General features: G+C 60.8%; 19 protein-coding genes. 4 read left to right on the forward strand and 15 right to left on the reverse strand.

Annotated elements, in window-relative coordinates; translation table 11 throughout:
* Nucleotides 1-17: 17 nt before the first annotated feature.
* The 13 genes from DOM66_RS04785 to DOM66_RS04845 form a co-directional block, all read right to left on the reverse strand.
* A complete protein-coding gene (locus DOM66_RS04785) occupies nucleotides 18-1,490 on the reverse strand; it encodes an alanine/glycine:cation symporter family protein (RefSeq protein ID WP_110674209.1) in 1,473 nt (490 codons plus the stop codon).
* Nucleotides 1,491-1,553: 63 nt separating this feature from the next.
* Complete coding sequence (locus DOM66_RS04790) at nucleotides 1,554-2,012, reverse strand: RidA family protein (RefSeq protein WP_110674210.1); 459 nt, start codon at nucleotides 2,010-2,012, stop codon at nucleotides 1,554-1,556.
* Between the two features lie 2 nt (nucleotides 2,013-2,014).
* Nucleotides 2,015-2,872 (reverse strand): PhzF family phenazine biosynthesis protein, encoded by an 858-nt coding sequence (locus tag DOM66_RS04795; RefSeq protein WP_110689407.1) that lies wholly within the window; start codon nucleotides 2,870-2,872, stop codon nucleotides 2,015-2,017.
* Nucleotides 2,869-3,786, reverse strand: a complete 918-nt coding sequence (locus DOM66_RS04800) for a ketopantoate reductase family protein (RefSeq protein WP_110674212.1) — start codon at nucleotides 3,784-3,786, stop codon at nucleotides 2,869-2,871. Before DOM66_RS04800 ends, DOM66_RS04795 begins: the two co-directional genes overlap by 4 nt.
* A gap of 68 nt (nucleotides 3,787-3,854) precedes the next feature.
* A complete protein-coding gene (locus tag DOM66_RS04805) occupies nucleotides 3,855-5,321 on the reverse strand; it encodes an aldehyde dehydrogenase family protein (protein WP_232825116.1) in 1,467 nt (488 codons plus the stop codon).
* 66 nt (nucleotides 5,322-5,387) lie between these two features.
* A complete protein-coding gene (locus DOM66_RS04810) occupies nucleotides 5,388-6,545 on the reverse strand; it encodes a CaiB/BaiF CoA transferase family protein (protein WP_110674213.1) in 1,158 nt (385 codons plus the stop codon).
* Nucleotides 6,542-7,345: an enoyl-CoA hydratase/isomerase family protein gene (locus DOM66_RS04815; protein ID WP_110674214.1), complete on the reverse strand. Its 804-nt coding sequence runs from the start codon at nucleotides 7,343-7,345 to the stop codon at nucleotides 6,542-6,544. Before DOM66_RS04815 ends, DOM66_RS04810 begins: the two co-directional genes overlap by 4 nt.
* A 194-nt stretch (nucleotides 7,346-7,539) precedes the next feature.
* Nucleotides 7,540-8,427, reverse strand: a complete 888-nt coding sequence (locus tag DOM66_RS04820) for an NAD(P)-dependent oxidoreductase (protein WP_110674215.1) — start codon at nucleotides 8,425-8,427, stop codon at nucleotides 7,540-7,542.
* Nucleotides 8,428-8,511: 84 nt separating this feature from the next.
* Nucleotides 8,512-9,795: a TRAP transporter large permease gene (locus DOM66_RS04825; protein ID WP_110689408.1), complete on the reverse strand. Its 1,284-nt coding sequence runs from the start codon at nucleotides 9,793-9,795 to the stop codon at nucleotides 8,512-8,514.
* The gene (locus DOM66_RS04830; protein ID WP_157958777.1) at nucleotides 9,792-10,307 is read right to left on the reverse strand and encodes a TRAP transporter small permease; all 516 of its coding nucleotides are present in this window, start codon (nucleotides 10,305-10,307) and stop codon (nucleotides 9,792-9,794) included. Before DOM66_RS04830 ends, DOM66_RS04825 begins: the two co-directional genes overlap by 4 nt.
* Nucleotides 10,308-10,405: 98 nt before the next feature.
* Nucleotides 10,406-11,299 (reverse strand): TRAP transporter substrate-binding protein, encoded by an 894-nt coding sequence (locus tag DOM66_RS04835; protein WP_245392355.1) that lies wholly within the window; start codon nucleotides 11,297-11,299, stop codon nucleotides 10,406-10,408.
* 391 nt (nucleotides 11,300-11,690) lie between these two features.
* Entirely contained in the window at nucleotides 11,691-12,635 is a 945-nt protein-coding gene (locus DOM66_RS04840) for a LysR family transcriptional regulator (protein WP_110674219.1), read from the reverse strand.
* Nucleotides 12,632-12,982, reverse strand: a complete 351-nt coding sequence (locus DOM66_RS04845; protein ID WP_110689410.1) for a winged helix-turn-helix transcriptional regulator — start codon at nucleotides 12,980-12,982, stop codon at nucleotides 12,632-12,634. The genes DOM66_RS04840 and DOM66_RS04845 overlap by 4 nt, the downstream gene beginning before the upstream one ends.
* A 110-nt stretch (nucleotides 12,983-13,092) precedes the next feature.
* Here DOM66_RS04845 and namA point away from each other — a divergent pair, with 110 nt between their 5' ends.
* Nucleotides 13,093-14,139, forward strand: a complete 1,047-nt coding sequence (gene namA / locus DOM66_RS04850) for an NADPH dehydrogenase NamA (RefSeq protein WP_110689411.1) — start codon at nucleotides 13,093-13,095, stop codon at nucleotides 14,137-14,139.
* Nucleotides 14,140-14,410: 271 nt separating this feature from the next.
* On the opposite strand, the gene DOM66_RS04855 is transcribed toward namA, so the two are convergent.
* Nucleotides 14,411-14,770 carry a Rieske (2Fe-2S) protein gene (locus DOM66_RS04855; protein ID WP_198651707.1) on the reverse strand — a complete coding sequence of 120 codons (360 nt, stop codon included), beginning with the start codon at nucleotides 14,768-14,770 and terminating at the stop codon, nucleotides 14,411-14,413.
* Between the two features lie 5 nt (nucleotides 14,771-14,775).
* Nucleotides 14,776-15,723, reverse strand: a complete 948-nt coding sequence (locus tag DOM66_RS04860) for a VOC family protein (protein WP_110689412.1) — start codon at nucleotides 15,721-15,723, stop codon at nucleotides 14,776-14,778.
* 256 nt (nucleotides 15,724-15,979) lie between these two features.
* On the opposite strand from DOM66_RS04860, the gene DOM66_RS04865 reads away from it, so the two are divergent.
* The 3 genes from DOM66_RS04865 to DOM66_RS04875 all read left to right on the forward strand — a co-directional run bounded on the left by DOM66_RS04865 (nucleotide 15,980) and on the right by DOM66_RS04875 (nucleotide 19,292).
* Complete coding sequence (locus DOM66_RS04865; protein ID WP_110674224.1) at nucleotides 15,980-16,906, forward strand: LysR family transcriptional regulator; 927 nt, start codon at nucleotides 15,980-15,982, stop codon at nucleotides 16,904-16,906.
* A gap of 73 nt (nucleotides 16,907-16,979) precedes the next feature.
* On the forward strand, nucleotides 16,980-18,098 hold the full coding sequence (locus DOM66_RS04870; protein ID WP_110674225.1) for an FAD-dependent monooxygenase: 1,119 nt from the start codon (nucleotides 16,980-16,982) through the stop codon (nucleotides 18,096-18,098).
* A 33-nt stretch (nucleotides 18,099-18,131) separates the two neighbouring features.
* On the forward strand, nucleotides 18,132-19,292 hold the full coding sequence (locus DOM66_RS04875) for an alpha/beta hydrolase family protein (protein ID WP_110674226.1): 1,161 nt from the start codon (nucleotides 18,132-18,134) through the stop codon (nucleotides 19,290-19,292).
* Nucleotides 19,293-19,465 lie beyond the last annotated feature (173 nt).

Below are 19,465 nucleotides of genomic sequence, written 5' to 3' on the forward strand. Positions count from 1 at the left end.
CGACCTCGCGCAATGACTCAACGATCGGTAAGTGCCGAGCCCCTCTTCAAATCCTGCTGGCCGATGCCGGTGTTGCCTGCCTCCATTTCCCAGGATGTCGGATCCAGATCGAGTCTAGGGTGTTTCCTGACATCGAATATTGGCTGGTCGATGCCCTTTCGTACCTGGTCGTCATAATCCCTGAGGATGGCCAGGCCAGGCTTGAACAGCAAAATCAGAGCGACAAGGTTGGCGACCGCTAGCAGCCCCATGGTCACGTCGGCGAAGCCGAATACCGAACTCAGGTCGCGAGTTGCACTCCAGCCCACCAGTATCACCACGAACCCCCGATAGAGCGTCGTCAGCAAGCGATTGTTGGGGCTGAAGTAATACAGACTGTTCTCGCCTAGATAATAGTTGTAGAGAATTGAGCTGAAGACGAACAACAGCAGCGAAATGCTAACGAATGACCTGCCCCAGGCGCCGACATGCTCGGCCATCGCCGCCTGGGTAAGGGCCACGACACTCAGATCGCTGTCCATGCCGGGGGCATAGACCCCACTGAGAAGGATCAGAAAGGCGGTACAGGAACAGATAAGCAGGGTGTCGATGAAGACCGAGAAGGCCTGCACGATGCCCTGGTTGACCGGGTGGGGGACATAGGCCACCGCGGCCACGTTGGGAGCACTGCCCAGCCCCGCCTCGTTGGAGAAGAGCCCCCGCTTGAGCCCCATCATGATGGCAGCACCGATGCCGCCGCCCACCGCCGATTCGAGACCGAAGGCGCTATGGAAGATCAGTGCGATCACGCCGGGCAGCTTGTCGACGTTCATAACGAGCACGACCAGCGTCACCAGCAGGTAGCCCACAGCCATCACCGGCACCACTACGTCGGAGATACGGACGATGCGCTTGATACCACCAAAGATGATCAGTCCGACGATCACGGCGAGCGTGATGCCTGAGGCCAGGACCGGAAAGCCGAAGGCGTCTGCCAGGGAGGTGGCCGCAGCGTAGGACTGCACCCCGGTGAAGGCGAGGCCAAACGTGAGCAGCAGCAGCACAGCATAGACGTTTGCTAGCCACTTCCAGCGCCGACCGAGCCCTCGGGTGATGTAGTACGCCGGCCCGCCGCGGTAGGTGCCGTCACCCTCGGCTTGCTTGTAGGTCTGGGCGAGGGTGCACTCCAGGAAACTGGTGGCCATGCCCATCAGGCCGACCAGCCACATCCAGAAGATAGCCCCTGGCCCGCCCAAGGTAATCGCCACCGCGACACCAGCGATGTTGCCGCCGCCGACGCGGCCGGCGACGGACAGCACCAGCGCCTGGAAGGAGCTGAGGTGTCCGTTCTGTTCGCGCTTAAAGGCCTGGCCCGAGCCGAGCACGCGAAACATTCGACCGAAGTAGCGAAACTGGACGCCGCGAGAGGCGACAGTAAAGCCGATGCCGACGGCGACCAATAGCACCAGCAGCAGTTTGCCCCAAAGCAACTCGTTGAGCAGATCGAGCATGTGACATCTCCGTTATTATTGTCTTGAAAGGAACGCATCGTCTCTTCTACTGCTGTTGGCGATCTACGACCTGATGGCGATGATGGCCTCGATTTCGACGACCACGCCCAGCGGCAGCGACCCCATACCGACAGCCGAGCGGGCATGGAAACCGGCCTCGCCCAGGACCTCGGTGAACAGATCCGAGCAGCCATTGATCACCTTGGCATGATCACGGAAATTAGGATCGGCGTTGACCATGCCGGTCACCTTGACGATCTCGATGCGCGCCAAGTCGTCGACCACCGACTTGGCAACCGCCAGCAGCTGAAGGCCGACGTTGCGCGCCGCCGCATACCCGTCGTCGATCGAGGTGTCCTGGCCCATCCGGCCGGTGACGAGTGTGCCATCGGCATTGCGGGGGACCTGACCGGACAGGTACAACATGTCGCCCACCTGTTTGACCGGGCGGTACTGCGCCAACGGTTCGGGGGCTGCTGGCAGAACGAGTCCCAACGAATCCAGTTTCTGTTCCGGTGTCATGTTCACTCCTTGCTATCGATGATGGATGGCTCGCGGAGCACGCGAGTGTCTCCGGAGACGCGAATGCTGGCACCCCGCTCTGGCGGGATGCCGGCTTCCAGGCAGGAAGGCACGCCCATGTCCTCCCCCTGACGAATGACGATGGCGCCCTCGTGCGGCCAGTCGAGATCGCGCAGGTAGCCGGCCAGTGCGGCCGCCGCCGCCCCGGTGGCCGGGTCCTCGTAGACGCCACCGAACGGGAACGGATTACGGGCGTGGAAGTGACGTGCGGTATCGGCATAGACCAAGTTGAAGGTAACGAGCCCCTCGCGGGCGGCCAGTACGCGCCCCTGATCGAGGTCATACTGCATCGCCCGCAACCGCTCCCGAGAGTTCAGCGCCAGGATCAGATGGTCGCCGCCGCCATGGGCGATCGCCGCGGGTATCCTCGGGTCGAGATCGTCCGGGCTCAGCCCGAAGAGCGCCAGCGCCTCCTCGAGAAGCAGCGCCGACGCCGGGCCGCTGCGGGTTGACGGCGACTGCAGGGAGGCTCCCCACCGCGTTGCCGAAAGATGGCCCTCGACTGTGATATTGGCCTTGTTGAGTTCGAGCGGAAACAGCCCCGGCCCCTGTTGCCGGGCGAGCGCGGCACCCAGCGCGATCGTGGCGTGACCACAGAAATCGACCTCGACGCCGGGCGCGAAGTAGCGCACCCGCCAGCCATTACCGGTGGGAGCGGCGAATACCGTCTCCGAGTAACCGACCTCTGCAGCCAGTGCCTGCATCCGCTCGGCGGCGGGCAGGTCGTCGCACAGGACTACCCCCGCCGGATTGCCACCACGCCCCTCGGCGGAGAAGGCAGCGATATGCTGTAGCTTCATCGTTCCACGTTTCCTTTCAGGTCATTGACGCCGAACCGCTCCGCACTCTTAACCAGCAGCGTCAGGGTGCGGTTGAGGGGGACAGCGATATCATGCCGGGCGGCGCGCACGACGACCTCCCCGTTGAGGAAATCGATCTCCGTGGGCTTGCCGTTCATCAGGTCCTGGGCTGTCGACGAGTACTGCCCGGCCATCGACGTAGGAATAGCGCGAATAGCATCAAATACCCCATCCGGCACGACAATGCCCTCCGCCTGAGCGACGGCGATCGCCTCGCCGGCGATCTCTTCCATCAGTTGCGGTATGCCGTCCTGCTCCACCATCCGGCCGTAGGGCATGCGGGTAATAGCCGAAAGCGGGTTGATGGCACAGTTCACCACCAACTTGGCCCACAGAGACGCCATGGCGTCTTCGCTGACTTGAGTCTCGACTCCGGCCGCGTTAAGAATGCCCGCCACCTCGTCCGCTCGCTCTCCGGACAGCTCCAGCTCCCCACGCCCTTCGTGGTGCACCACGCCGGCCCCGTTCATGCGGCTGGCCACATAGACCACAACCGGCATCACAGGCCGGCCGAGAAGTGCCTCCAGCGTTCCGGCATTGGAGACACCATTCTGCAGGCTGAGCACGATGCAGGACGGACTCAGATGCGGAGCCATTTCCCGCCCGGCGCGCTCGGTGTCGCCGGACTTCACGCAGACCATCGCCAGTTCGGCCCCCGCGATTGCCGCCGGGTCGCTGCTGGCCTCTGCCGAGGCGACCCGGCGCTCGCCGTGCTTCTCCAGGATCAGACCGTTGCGGGCCACCGCCTCGACGAGGGCCGCACGTCCCAACAGCACGACCTGGTGCCCGGCCAGCGCCAGCATGGCGCCGTAATAGCAGCCGACCGCACCGGCCCCCACGATGGCGACTTTCATGGTCTTTCTCCTCTATGCGTCATTCCAGCTTCGCCCGGCCACTGGCCATCGACTTGCCGGATACACCGTCACCCGTAGTGGTTGACGACCGTCTTGATTCTCGAAAACTCCTGCAGGGCGACAAATCCTTTCTCGCGCCCATGGCCCGATTTCCGCACGCCGCCGAAAGGCAACTCGACGCCCCCTGCAGCACCATAGTTGTTGATGAACACCTGACCACAGTGGAGCGCCTTGGCGACTCGCTTCTGGCGTGCACCGTCACGGGTCCAGAGCGCAGCCACCAGGCCGTAGTCGGTGCCATTGGCGATGGTGATCGCCTCTTCCTCGTCATCAAAGGGGATGACACAGAGGACCGGCCCGAAGACCTCCTCCTGAGCGATGGTAGAAGCCGGATCGCACGGCCCGAACACTACCGGTGCGACATAGAAACCCTCCGCCGGCGCCGCCGAGCCGATCCGCCCCCGGGCGATCACCGGTGCGTCGGCCTCGGCGATGTAACGTTCGACCCGCTGCTTCTGCTTGGCAGAGATGAGGGGCCCCATGATTACCGACTCGTCGGAAGGTCCGACCTCTATCGCCTCGAAGCGCGTTTTCAGTTCCTCCACAACACGATCGTAGATCGAGCGCTGCACCAGCACGCGACTGCCCGCCGAACAGGTTTGCCCCGCATTCTGAACCAGGGCATTGACGAGCACCGGGAGCGCTACCGATAGATCCGCGTCCTCGAACACCAGCTGGGGAGATTTACCCCCAAGCTCCAGAGTACAGCCCACATAGTTCCTAGCCGCCGCGATCTGCACCAAGGTGCCAACCTCCGGCGAGCCGGTGAACGAGAGGAAGTCGACGCCGCGATGCTCGGATAGCGCCTTGCCGACGATCTCTCCACGGCCCGTCACGACGTTGAATACCCCCGCGGGGAAACCGACCTCTATCGCCAGCTGGGCGATGCGAAGGCCGCTCAGGCAGGCATCTTCCGAGGGCTTGAGCACCACGGTATTACCCATGGCCAGCGCCGGCGCCACCGAGCGCCCGATCTGCTGGGCCGGATAGTTCCAAGGCAGGATGACACCCACGATGCCATGGGGCTCGCGGTACATCGCGACGTCGTACCCCTCCAGAAAGGGGATGAGTTCGCCATGGAACTTGTCCGCCGCCCCGCCATAGAACTCGAAGTAACGCGCCAGGATCGTCATGTCGGCGCGCGACTGCTTGATCGGCTTGCCGTTGTCTCTGGTCTCCAGCCGCGCCAACGGCTCCGCCTCTTCGAGAATCCGCGCGGCGAGCCGAGCCAGCAGTCGCCCGCGTTCCGCCGCCGACAGCTTCGCCCAGGGGCCTTCGGTGAACGCCGCTCTCGCTGAGGCCACCGCAGATTCGATGTCCTCGGAATCGCTGTCGGCGATCTGCGCGAACTGTTCCCCGTCGATTGGGGAGACGACGGGCATCAGCCGGCCGCTTCGCGAGGGCACCCACTCTCCTGAGATCAGGTTCAACGGCTCGGGGATGCGCAGCCCGTCCATTGAGGTCATGTCGTTCATGTGTGACTCCTTTTGATATCCTGGTGGCCGCTGCCGGACGACGGCAGCGGTCGAATGTCATTCCGCTCAGCCATTCACCTTTCGCGCATCGACGCTCAGGAGGCCGGCATTGTCGGCACCGAAGGCGCTGCCCGCCCGCTGCCTTGGCCGCTGGCCATTGAAGCGCAACGGGCTGGCCAGCAAGCGCATGTCCGGACGTGAAGAATGTGGGACCTCGGAAATCATCTCGACCTCCTGAACGAACGGATTGTCCAGCGCTTCTTTCACCGTGTAGATCGGTGCGATCGGCAGGATGCCCTCGAAGACCTTGAGCCAGTGCTTGGTGGGCTGACTGGCAAACTCCTGGTCAAGAATCGGAGTCAACTCGTCACGATGGCGGGAGCGCAGGTTCTGATCGGCGAAACGCGAGTCCTCGGCCAGATCCTGGCGGTCCAGTTTCTCCAGCATGAGCTGCCAGAATTGCTCGGTCATGCACATCACGTAGATCCAGCCGTCGGCGGAGGTGAACGTCTGCACCGGCGAAACGGACATGTGGGAGCCGCGGGGCACCCGATTGGACTCAACCCCCTCGTTGAGATACCAGGTTCCAACGTATCCGAGCTGATGCAGTGCAACATCGAACAGGCTGACGTCGACGTCACTGCCCTCACCTGACGTACGGGCCTTGAGCACCCCAGCGAGGAGCCCAGTGACGCCGAGCGTGCCGGTCATAAAGTCGATGATCGACACGCCGAAACGGGTTGGGTCGGCGCTGGGGTCACCAGTCAAGTGCATCAGCCCGGCCTCCGCTTGCATCAGGTAGTCGTAGCCAGGCCAGGCGGCGCGCGAATTGTTGCGGCCGTAAGCGGAGATATGCAGGCAGACCAGTTCCGGGTTCAGGTGCTTGAGGCTGGCGTAATCGAGTCCGATCCTGCCCGGCTGGTCGCCGCGCAGGTTGTTCATAACCGCATCGGCGGTACGAACCACGCTCTCGAAGGCCCGACGGTCTTCCGGGTCTTTGAGATCCAGGGCCAAGCTCTGCTTGCAGGTATTCCAACCCTGGAAGACCAGGCTGTCGTTATTGCCCAGGAAGTGCGGCCCAAGACGCCTTGCCGGGTCGCCGCCGGTCTTGACGTTTTCCACCTTGATCACCGTTGCCCCCAGATCGGCCAGCAACATCGATCCGTAAGGTCCGGCGGCAAAATGCTCGACAGTCACGATCTTCAATCCTTCAAGCGGCTTCATGAGGCCTCCGGCGTGTTTTGGGTAGAGCTGAAATCGGGTGTTTCCTTGGCGAAGAAAGCGCGCACGCCCTCCCGGCAGTCGGCGGAGGTAAACACGGCGTCACTGGACTCCAGCGATCGCGCGATTAGCTCCGGTAAGGACAACCGGGTGGCCTCGTCGATCAGCGGCTTGCACAACGCGAACGCCAGCGCCGGGCGCTTAGCCATCTCTGCCGCCAGCGCCAGCCCGGCTTCCAGCGACTCTCCCTTGGCGGCAATACGGTCGATCAACCCCCACTGCAGTGCAGTATCGGCATCCACCGATTCCGTCAGAAAGATCAGTTGCTTGGTCCGGCCTTCTCCGATCCGACGCACAGCCCGGTATGGCCCGCCGCTGCTAGGGAACACCCCCAGACGCATCTCGGGCAGCGCGAATCGGCTGTCGCTTTCGGCAACGATGAGATCGCAACACAGGGCGATTTCCAGGCCGCCACCAAAGGCGAGGCCGTGAATGGCAGCTACTACCGGTTTGGGAAAGGTATCCAGTTTCTGGAATACCGCGTTCTGGCGGCGCAATTTGCGCTCGATGACCTGCCCGGGCCGATGAAAGTGCTCGAATTCGGCGATATCGGAGCCGGCACAAAACGCCTTGCCAGAACCGGTCAGCACGATTGCACGCACGCTGTCGTCTTGGCGCAGCTTCTCAAGAACGGCCTCGAGCTGTCCGGTCATCTCAATCTTGAAGAGGTTGAGCGGCGGGTTCTGCAACGTAATCGTTGCAATTTGGCCGCTGACTTCACACGCGATATAGGTTTCGGTCATCTCGTTTTCCCTCTCAAGCCGCTGACGGCAACGCATGCGCCAAGGTAAAACGCCTTGCATAGCGATGTTATGGCGTCGCCATATTTCAAACAAACTTGATATTCTTATAAACTGTTTGAAATTTCTTAACAGTCTTCGTAAACGCTTCCTCACGCGCCTGCTTACGGTGCAGGCACGCCGGATGTCGACTCGTTTTAAGGCTTTTTAAGCGGCGCCTTCTGAAGCAGGGCCACTTGCTCAGGCATGAAGGCGCCTCCATCACCACGCTCGACTAGCGCTCCCAGGGTCTCGCGAATAGCCCGGGCCACCAGGCGAGACGCACCAGACTCCTCGGCCATTTGGTCGTAGTAGTCGGCATCTTTGTGGGCATTTTGGATGGTGAAACGCAGCAGGTCGGCATTACCTTCTAGGATGTAGGGCGCGACCCGCTCTAGTGCCGCGCCCCCGGCCCCACCTTTTCTCAAACAATCCACCATGGCTTCCACATCCATACCATCCTTTATGGCGCAAGCGGCCACCTCCGCGATCAAGGTAACGGAGCCCAGCGAGACCATGTTGTGAACCAGTTTCAACTGGTGGCCGCTGCCGACGCCCCCAGCAACGAAGATGTTTTCCGAGAAACTCTCCAGCAGCGGTCGAATACGCTGTATGACCGTTGTCTCTCCCCCAACCAGAAGGTTGAGCCGCCCCTCCTCAGCCTCTTTCGGAGTTCTCGTCATTGCGGCGTCGACAAATTCACAGCCTTCCTCCTTGACCCTATCGGCCAGCACTCGTGTCGAGCTCGGAATCGCTGTTGAACAATCGACTACGATCGCGCCGGACTTCAGCGAAGCCAGTGCGCCACCGCTCCCCACAAGCACATCCTCAACCTGAGGTGTGCCAGTTACGCATAGGACCAATACATCGCAAATGGCTGCCACATCGGTCGCATTGGGCCAGGGAGTGGCGCCTCTCTCGATTAAGTCGACGGTCGGCTGGTTGCCTTGCTGGTCAAGAAAGTGTAGATCCCAGCCTTTCTCGACAATATTCTTGGCAATTCCGTGGCCCATTAATCCGACACCAATAATGCCAATCTTCTTCATTACGCAATCTCTCTAATATGGCGAATTGCAAACTTCATCCCATTATTCCGGCACAACGTCCGGCCAAACCGCCGCAGGCGAAGGTCAGGGCGTCCCGGTAAACCATTCAACCGGGGTCAGGGTGATAGCCGGCACGTAGGTAATGACCATCAGGCTGATAAATACCGCCATCACGAACCAAACCAGCTGCGAAATAATCTTATCGACTGGTATCTTGGCGACGGCGCAGGCGGCAAAGAGATTGACACCGAGCGGCGGCGTGACCATCCCGAGTGCCAGGTTGACGACCACTATCAGCCCGAAATGCACGGGATCCACACCGTAAGCCACCGCCACCGGCGTCAGAATGGGCGCGAGAATCAAAATGGCCGCAGACGTTTCGACGAACATCCCTACTACCAGCAGCAATAAGTTGATCGCTAGCAGGAAGGTTAGCTTCGAGTCGAAGGCGCCATAGAACAGCTCGGCGATATGCGAGGTCAGCCCCGACCTGGCGATCAGGAAAGAAAACAGCGCCGCCGCCGAGATGATCAGCATGATCGAGGTAGTGGAAATGACCGTCGCACGCAGAATGGTTGGCACATCACCCAGGTTCAAGTCGCGGTAGACGAATCGGCCGACCACCAAGGCGGCAGCGACGGCGACGGCGGACGCTTCGGTCGGCGTGAAGATGCCGCTGTAGATCCCGCCGAGGATGACCACGGGAACCGCCAGCGCCGGCACGGCGGCCAGCAATGCCCGGCCGAGCGAAAGCCGGTCCGCGCCGTCGTCGATCCCCACACCGCGCAATCGGCAGAGCGTGTAGACCGTCAGCAGCAGCGCCAGGGAAATCAGGATTCCCGGACCGAAGCCCCCGATGAAGAGCTGCCCCACCGAGGTCTCCGTCGCCACCCCGAACAGGATCAGCGGAATCGAAGGTGGTATGAGGACTCCGAGCTCTGCCGATGTCGCTTGGATCGAGGCAGCCATCGGCGTCGGATATCCATTCTTCACCATGGCCGGAATCAAGATGGCACCGATCGCGAACGTCGTCGCCACCGAGGAACCGGAGACGGCTGCGAACATCAAGCAGGTGATGACACAGGCGGCACCCAAACCGCCTTGGAAGCCGCCCACCAGCGCCTTGGCAAGATTGACCAGTCGCAGCGATATGCCACCCTGGGCCATCAGATTGCCTGCCAGAATGAACAGCGGAACCGCCATCAGCGGAAAGCTGTCCAGACCCGCGAACAGACGCTGGGGAACGATGAGCAGCGGTAGATTGCCATAGACCAGTATGCCAACTATCGACGCCATGCCGATGGAAACGGCGATGGGCACGCTGGCGAGGAGCAGGACCAGCAACGATGCTAAGAGCGCGATATTCATGACTGCCTCTCCTCACCACCAGCGGCTGCGTCCCGCGACGCCTGGGGAGCGTTTGATCGCACCAACTCGGCGATCAGCGAGATGACCGCAAAGCCCGAACCGACGGGAATTGCGGCATAGGCCCACCCGATCGAGACGTTCAGCGACGACAACAACTGTGATGAGACGCGATCAATCAGCATTGCCCCGTAGACGACCAGCACACTGAAAAAGATCAGACTCAGAAGCCGCGTGAGGTTGGCGATGAGGCGGGCATGGCGTTGCGGGAGGGCGCGCTGCACCACGTCCACGGCGATCATGCTGCCGCTGCGGATGGTGGCGGAGACGCCGAGAAAGACGGCCCAAATGATGGACGTACGAGCCGCCGCCTCGGACCAGGAAGAGGGATCGCCAAAGGCGAATCGAGTGACGACCTGGTAGATCGTCAGCCCCGTGGCGAGCGCGAGGAAAGACACCGCCGCCCGGGTCGCGATTTTCGAGGTTATAGCTTCGATAGATAGTATCAGGTTCATGGATAACGCTACCATCGATGGGTTGGTGCACGTCGGCGGGCGCGTGGGGGCCGGTTTACTGTCACCACCACGCACCCTATCCCCGCCGCCGGCCGCGATTACTCGGCAGCTTTGATCTGGTCGATCAGCTCGGTACCGAACGGATCGGTATAGAGCTCGTAAGAAGCCGCTTCGGCGGCCTTGGCGAAGGCAGCCCGGTCGATATTGGTGGTCACCGTCATGCCATGCGTTTTCAACATCTCTACGCCCGCAGCCTCCAGCCGCGTGACCTCCGCCCGAGTGGCCGCCACTGAGGCCTGGGCGGCTTCCCGAAACCAGTGCTTTTCCTCGTCGGAGAGGCCGTCGTAGAGTGAAGGAGAAGCGAGAATGATGGCGGGCGAATAGACATGCCGCGTCGCAGAGAAGTATTTCTGTACCTCCCACATACGTGAAGAGGTAATGACGGTAAGAGGATTCTCCTGTCCATCGACCACGCCTTGCTGTAGCGCCGGGATGAGCTCGTTGAACGCCATCGGCGTGGGCGACGCCCCCATACCGGCAAAGGCCGCCATCTGCAGCCGATTTTCCATGGTGCGAATCTTAAGACCCACCAGATCCGCAGGCTCGGAAACGGCATGCTTCGAGTTGGTCAGATTACGAAAGCCGTTCTCAGACCAGGCCAGCGCATGCAAACCATGCCCGTCGACTTTCTTGAGCAGCTCGTCGCCGATCTCACCATCGAGTACGGTTCTGGCATGCTCGTAGTCCTTGAACAGAAAAGGCAGATCGAAAATCGAGATTTCAGGCACGAAATTGGCCAGAGGAGCAGACGCCACGATGGCGAGGTCGACGGAGCCGATCTGCAAGCCTTCGATCAAATCGCGCTCGCCACCAAGCTGCCCCGCAGGTGCCTCGGTGACCTGGTACTTGCCGTTCGACAGTTCGTTCAGTTTTTCAGCGAAGGCCTTGACACCCAGCCCGTAGTGAGACGTGGATGACAAGGTGTGAGCCATGACGACATTCTGCGCCGTGGCGGCTGTCGCCCACAGGGATAAGACAGCAATCGGTATCCATCTGAGTATCGGCATTACGCCCCCCACAGTTATCCTTGTTATTGGCAAGGCAGAACCAACGGTGCGTTGGCAGCGCCCCTCCATCATGTATATCGAGCTGGCGTCGTGGCAGGCGGCTGGAATACCGCCAGGTAACCCGTGGGCGACCCGGCCACTGGACGAAACTTAAACGGGGGTGAGCATTACAACAATCTGATTAATCTTAAAGATTGATCAGAAAACCTGATAACGCCTCGAAGCCTGCCCGCGAGCCGGGCGGAAAAGGCAAAAGCGGAAATACTTCCAGTCGCCTGGTGGCATCAGCCATCGGGATGCCAACTCGATGGTCGCTTCACCGGCCTTGCGAGCCCCCCTTGACGTCGCCGGGGTTGAGCCGTTTCTCGAATATCTCGGCCAGAGCCGTTGACGGCTCGCTCAGGATTTCCTCCTTGAGTGTCGCGATCCCGATGTCCCTGACGACCCGAGGCTCGACGAGCTTGAGCATACGCATACCCGGTGGCATCTCCGGCGGTACCGCCAGCCTCGGCACGATTCCGATGCCCAGGCCAGACTCGGCGAGATCCACCAGCGTCGCGGCCTGCCTGACGCTGCAGGCGATATGGAGGGGCCGGCGAGCGCCCTTCAGATACTCGGTCAGCAGCATCTGCGACTCCCTGCCATCATGCAGGGTGATGATAGGCATGCCTTGCATCACCAGCAGCGGCAGGCGGGCCAGCTGTTCCAGCGTCAAGGCCTCGGGCAGATCCCGAAAATGCTCGCTGGAGGCCAGCGCGACGAGCGGTTCGCGGAGCAGTCGCCGGAAGGCCATGTCAGACCTGGCCTGCACGAAGGGAGTGACGCCGAAATCGATCTCGCGATCGCGCACGGCGGCCAGAAGATCGCTTGAGGTCACCTCCCTGATATGGATGGAAACCTGCGGAAAACGCTGGCGGAACTCCGCTAGCACTGCGGCGAGCAGATTGGCCGAAACCGTAGGGGCGCAGCCGAAGGCCACCCTCCCTCGCCTGCGCTCGGCGGATTCGTGTGTCTCGAGAATCCCCTCCTCGAGTCGCCTAATGGAGTCCTGGACCCGCTCCAACAGAAAGGTTCCATCGGGTGTCGTGGTGACACTCCGAGTGGTGCGCTCGAGGAGTTTAAGGCCCATCTGCCCCTCGAGTTCGGCGATCTGCATACTGATTGCGGAGGGGGTACGGCCCAACTCCTCCGCCGCACGACTGAAGCTACGCAATTGAGCCACGCGTGCAAAGGTGTGCATGAGTTTCAAGTTAACGTTCATCGCGCACTCCCCTCAACTTCTTCATGCGCCGCCCCCCAGTCGCGCATGGCGGTGATCAGAGGCACCAGCGTCTCTCCGAGAGGTGCCAGCGAGTACTCCACCTTGGGCGGTACTTCCCGGTAGACCTCCCGGTGAATGATGTCATCCGCCTCCAGCTCGCGAAGCTGTAGCGTCAGCATGCGCTGGGTTATCTCGGGCATCAGCCGCCGAAGCTGATTGAAGCGCCGAGTCTCCGACATCAGGTGAAAGAGAATCAGCGCCTTCCACTTTCCCCCTATCACATCGACCGTAAAGGTCACGGGGCAAGCAAATGCCTCCGCCTCGCCGTGAGGAATGCCAAGCTTCATATCTTCTCCCAGGTATAAAAAATGTGCCTACCATACAAAACTGTGCGTACTTACAAAAATCACGTGCAGAGATTAGCATCGATTCCACGCTAAACCCATGGAGTCTCGATATGAGCTTGTTGCTATCCCCGTTCGAATTCAAAGGTCTCAAACTGCGCAACCGCGTGGTCATGTCGCCGATGTGCATGCACAGCGCGGAAGAAGATGGCTTTGTCACGGATTGGCATCGCGTGCATTACGGTGCTCGAGCCCAGGGGCAGGTCGGACTCGTTTTCCCGGAGACGCTTGCGGTGGAAGCCGATGCTCGCATTGGAAAAGGCGATCTCGGCATCTGGAGTGATGCCCATGTCGCCGGGCTGAAAGAGCTGGTGGCGCTACTGCACGGCTTTGGAGCCAAGGTCGGCGCGCAGATAGGTCATGCTGGCCGCAACGCGGACCTGCCCAATGTCACTCGGGTCGCTCCCTCCGCCATTCCTTTCACCGAGGAGTCCCCTGTTCCCCATGCGCTGGAACCCGACGAGATCGCCAGGATCGTGGAAGCGTTCGGCCAGGCCGCAAAACGCGCTGTCGAAGCCGGATTCGACATACTGGAAATCCACACGGCCCACGGTTATCTACTCAACGAGTTCCTGTCGCCACTGGCCAATACCCGTGATGACGAATATGGCGGCGATGCTCAACGCCGGTACCGAATCGTGCGGGAAGTCATCGACGAGGTGAAGAAGTATTGGGGAGAGCGCCCTCTCTTCGTGCGCATTTCCAGTACCGATCATGCCGCGGGCGGGAATACTCCCGAAGCCTTCCTCGAGTACGGCCGCTGGATGAAGGAACAAGGTGTAGACCTGATCGACTGCAGTTCGGGGGGGATCAAGATGGTGAAAGTCGAGTCCTATCCGAACTACCAGGTACCCGCAGCGGAAATGCTGCGCAAGCACCTGGACATCGCCACTGGCGCGGTCGGCCTCATTCAGAATGGGCGTCAAGCCGAGGAAATACTGCAGAATGGCAGGGCCGACTTGGTCTTCATCGGACGCCAGATGCTAAGGGATCCCTTTTGGGTACGCAGCGCGGCGGACGACCTACAGGAGTCCATCGACATTCCCAAGCCCTTCACTCGATATGGCGCTGTTTGGCTGAACACTAAGACCACTGCCTGAATTCATTACTCGGAGAGAGCGGCCCGGGCCCAGTTACTGGGCCGCTGCCACATCCACCGAAAATTTAAGGCTATGTACCTTTGGTATTCTCTCGTGTACGGCCGATCACCGAGACTATTGATCTAACGCAGCGATTCTCCGACCGTTTATCTACAACGGCGAGGTCACCCAAGATCGCCACCTTACGGCCAAAAGCGAAGAGTCGTCATCAAAATCCAGACTTTCTTGCAACATACCTGCCCTCAGCCTCTAATTCTTTAGAAATTCATGCCTAGTTAGCCAATTCGTCCAGGCGCAGGTGGAGCTCCCCCTCTCGGATGGCGATCTCCACCGTGGCTAGATACTGCCCCTGGCATGGCCCCGACACGCAGAACCCGTCTTCCGGCCGGAACAGGGCACCGTGGCCGAAGCAGGTAATATGTCGACCATCGCTACTCATGAATCGGTCCTTCTTCCAGGCCATGCGTGCCCCCGCCACATGCGGGCACGCATTCTGATAGGCCACCACGGAGGCTTCACCCGTCCGGACCACGAATAAGCTGTCCCGTCCTTCGCCGTGCAGATCGAACCCCTTCGATTCTCCGACGGGGATCTCGTCCAGCCTGGCGAGATGCTGCCAGCGTGGCGCCATCGACTTCATTTCCTATTGCCTGGAGGCGGACCTCCCATCGGAGCCCATTTGGGCGTGCTCTGGAACAGGAATAGCTGGGACGTCTCGGCGTTGGAAGGGGCTTCACGCGCCGTCCAGCGCTCGTCGTGCTTGTCCATGTCGGCGTCGTACTCGACATGCACACCCATTGGCGAGTTGAAGTACCAGAACCAGTTGGAGCCGAACTTGTGCTTGCCCGGCCCCCAGAAGCTTTCGTAGCCCTTGTTGATCATGCGGGTACCGGCCAACATCAGTTCGGATGGCCCCTGCATATGGAACGCCACGTGCTCCAGCCCCTGCATGTAATCCGGCGTCTGCAGCAGGAACAGCACATGGTGATCGTCGTTGGCTTGGGGGCGCAGGAACGGGCCGGTGTTGGTGAAGTGATCGGTGACCACGAAGCCCAGCCGGTCGATGTAGAAACGCTGCATACGCTCCATGTCCGGGGTGAAGTACACCACGTGAGACAGCGTCCTCGGTAACGCCGGGGCCGTCTCGTCGGCGCCGATCTGATTGGCGCCCCGCCCCGGTGCCGCGCCTGGCGAGTTGATCCGTTCGGGCGGCAGGTCGAGCTGGCGCCGTACCGTGACCTGGAAGGCAATCTCGAAGCCCGCGTCGTCCTGGCAGCCAATTCCGCCCCCCGGCAGGGCACGCACCTCGCGGTCTCGCGAGAGCTCCTCGGCGATGGTGTCCAGCGCCGCCTGATCCTCCACGCCCCATACCGTCTGGCGCAGGCTGTTGGCGGTCGGCAGCGGAGCGGGTAGCCCCTGCGCCTCTCGATGATGAATGCGGATGGCGGTGCCATCCAGCGCGGCGAAACGCAGGCTGCCGTCAGCTTGCCGCTGTTCCTCCAGTCCGAAATCCACCAGGAAGGTTCTCGACGCTTCGACATCGTCGACGCCAAACACGACCTCGTCGGGTCCCATGATTCGCATAGCTGCCTCGTCGGCTGAGTTGTTGATGTTATGGGATGCCGAGCATCCATTGTCTCGATGAGGTAACGCTAGAGGGAATGGCGGCACGTGAAAAATGGTTCCGCGTGATTAGACCAATGGATCATGTGAATGAATGACTGCTAACTCACCCATTCATGATATCCATTAATTCATTCATGAAATCCATTTCACAGAGCTTTGCTATCCGAGGCATAAATGATTCACATAATTACGATAACGACTTCCGTGACACGCCATGCACTTCAATAAGTTGGATCTCAATCTGCTGGTGGCACTCGATCACATGCTGACGCTCAAGTCCGTGAGCCGGGCGGCCGAACGCATGAATCTGACCCAGTCAGCGATGTCGAACGCCCTCACTCGGCTCAGGAGCTACTTCGACGACCCCTTGCTGGTCCAGGTCGGTCGACGGATGGAACTGACGCCTCGCGCGCAAGCCATCAAGCACTCGGTACGCGATATTCTGGTTCGTATCGAGGCAACAGTCGCCACCGATCTCACCTTCGATCCCAGCCAGTCGACGCGCGATTTCCGCATCATCCTGTCGGACTTCACCATGTCGACCCTGATGCCGAAGGTGCTTGAACTGGCCGACAACGAGTCTTCTAGCATCCGCTTCCAGCTCCTGCCACAGATCGAGTCTCCCTACCGAGCCATCGAAAAGGGTGAGGCCGACGTGCTGATAGCCCCCGGAGCGCTGACTTCTGCCGATCACCCCAGCGAGCATCTGTTCAGCGAAGAGTATGTCTGCATCACCTGCGCCCATAGCCGTCACCACGGCAGGCTCATGACCATGGAGCGCTACACCGAGTCACGCCATGTACAGATGGTGCCAACGAGAGGTGGGGCAACGTTCGAGCAGCAGTGGCTGGCACAGCGTGGCATCCATCGAGACATCGCGCTGACCAGCTACACCTTCGCCTCGCTCCCTCAGCTCATCAGCGGCAGTGAGCGAGTGGCGACCGTGCACAAGCATCTGGCACTACGCTACCGCGATCATGTCGCCATCGACATCCACCCGCTCCCCTTCGACATGCCGCTGCTCGAAGAGCGTATCCAGTGGCATGCCTACCGAGACCAGGATCCCGGTATCCGCTGGCTGACCGATCTGATGCATCGCGCCGCATCATCGATGTCGTCGGGCCTGTCATCAGTGACGTGAATACCAGCAATGGGAAGCCTCAATTTTTATCGCAACCGCTAGCTCACTAGGGTCGCCTTGGGAGGTAATTGATATGACACAAGAAAAGATTCTCGTAGTCGGTGGTGGTATCGGCGGCTTGACGGCTTCCATCGCGCTGCGCCGCCAGGGCTTTGCGGTAACGCTGGTAGAGAAGACCCCCCACTGGCCCGCCAGCGGTGTGGGTATCATTCAACAGTTCAACGTTCTGCGCGCCATGCAGGAGATAGGCGTCCTCGAGGACTACTTGGCGCAGTCCTATGGTTTCGACACCACGCAGGGCTTCGGACCGCAGGGAGATCCGCTGTTTGCCTTTACGGCCCCCCGGCTGGCAGGGGAACACCTGCCGTCGAACGTGGGCATCCGGCGCACCTCACTACAGAGCATCCTGGCCGGCAAGGCCCACGAACTGGGAACCGACATCCACCTGGGGATCGTCGTCGAACAGTGGGAAGACAGTGGGGACGCAGTCGAGGTCACCCTAAGCGATGGGAGCCGCGATTCCTTCCATCTGATGGTGGGGGCCGACGGCATCTTCTCTCAGACTCGCCAGACGCTGTTCCCGCAGGCGCCGAAGCCGCGCTATACCGGCCAATGGGTGTGGCGCTACAACATGCCGCGTCCCGCGGACGTAACCGGCATTCAGCTCTTCTACGGCCGCGTCAATGGCGGCCTCACGCCGCTCTCCAAGGAGTTGATGTACTTGTTCATGCTCAGCGAGGAGCCTGACGACTTCCGGCTGGAGCACGAGCAGGCCCATGCACTGATGCATAAGCGCGCCATCCATGCGGCACCGCAGATCCAGAAGCTGATGGACAACGTGACCGATAGTGCCGGCATCGTCGCCAAGCCCCTCGAGGTGGTCTTTCTGGAAGACGAATGGCACAGGGGCCGGGTGGTGCTGCTGGGCGATGCCGTCCACGCCTCGACTCCCCATCTCGCTCAGGGCGCCGGTATGGCGATCGAGGACGCTCTGGTGCTGGCCGACGAATTGGCAAGCGGCGATGCCCTGGAGCCTTCACTGTGCCGCTATCGCGAACGGCGCATCGAGCGATGCCGCTTCGTCAACCTCAACTCGCTGGCGATCGGCGACATGCAGATGGGCAAACGCCGCGACGTGGATCCGGCCGAGATCAACCGACAATGCGTGTCGCTCATGGCCGAGCTGCTTTGAATCCCTTCACTCTTCAGCAAGGAGCCGTTTCGTATGGCACTGTTCAACTATTTCCCCAACTATGTCTGGAATCTCTCCGTCGCCATCGCCATGGAGAGCGGCGCCAAGCTCGGCGAGATCATGGATATGTGTCAGCCGCTTCTCGAGGCTTCCCGAGAAGGGGAGGACATCGGCACCCAGGCTTTCCTGCAGGCCTGGGTGCGCAAGGCCGACCAGCTGGTGTCGCTGGCATACGAGGACAGCGCCTCAGGGCGCGGCTTCTCGGCCAGCGACAAGCTGCACCGCGCCTCCCTGTATTACCTGATCGCCGAACGCATGCAGGCCCAGGGATCCGAGAACCGGCTGGCAACTTTCCAAAAGGGGCGCAAGAGCTTCGACGATGGTGCACGGCTGGGCACGTTGAACGTGGCGAGATACGAGATTCCTTATGGCGACAAGCGAATCGCCGTTCTCTTCAGCCAAGCCCAGGGGGTCGAGGGGCCCGCCCCGGCCGTGGTCTTTCTCAACGGGCTGGATAGCTGCAAGGAACTGCTGTGGTGGTCCCGCTTGCCGGAAGAGCTCGCGCGTCGGGGCATCAGCTGCCTATGCGTGGATCAACCGGGCACCGGAGAGAGTCTGCGCCTACAAGATCTGCGCGCTACCTGGCAAGCCGAACTGTGGGGAACACCGGTCTACGAATGGCTCGCGGCCCAACCCCGGGTCGATGCCAACCGCATCGGCATCACCGGCATTTCCCTGGGCGGCTACTATGCCCCTCGTATCTGCGCCATGGAGCCCCGATTTGCATCGGGGGCGGTGTGGGGTGCCAACCACAACTGGGCGGAAGTACAGCAAAAACGGCTGCAGCGCGAGGGGGAGAACCCTGTTCCCCATTACTGGAATCACGTCCAGTGGGTGTTCGGCGCCAGCGATCGCGACGATTTCTTCCGTCGCGCAGCAGGCATGACACTGGATGGTGTCATGGGCCGTATCCAAGTTCCCTTCCTGATAACCCACGGCGCCAAGGATCGCCAGATTAGCCTCGACTACGCCCACCAATCGTATGAACAATTAATTAACTGCCCGCGCCGCGAGTTAAAGGTATTTACGGAAAGGGAAGGCGGCATTGAACATGTCGGCGCGGATAACATGAGCTTCGGAAAACACTACATCGCCGATTGGTTTGCCGAAACACTAGGCGGCCTAACTGCCTAACTGCCTAACTGCCTAACACCCCCCTTCCGAACAAACCCGGAAGGGCTTTACTGTCTATTTAAAACACATTCACTGCATCAATAACTGGCATCGGCAAAAGTGTTTTTTCAAAGCACATCGTGAGCCTTAAGGTATTGAACAGCCATTCGCCACACGCCTTTCAAAGCCCTTAA

It is taken from the genome of Salinicola endophyticus, assembly GCF_003206575.1.
Taxonomy (GTDB): Bacteria; Pseudomonadota; Gammaproteobacteria; order Pseudomonadales; family Halomonadaceae; genus Salinicola; species Salinicola endophyticus.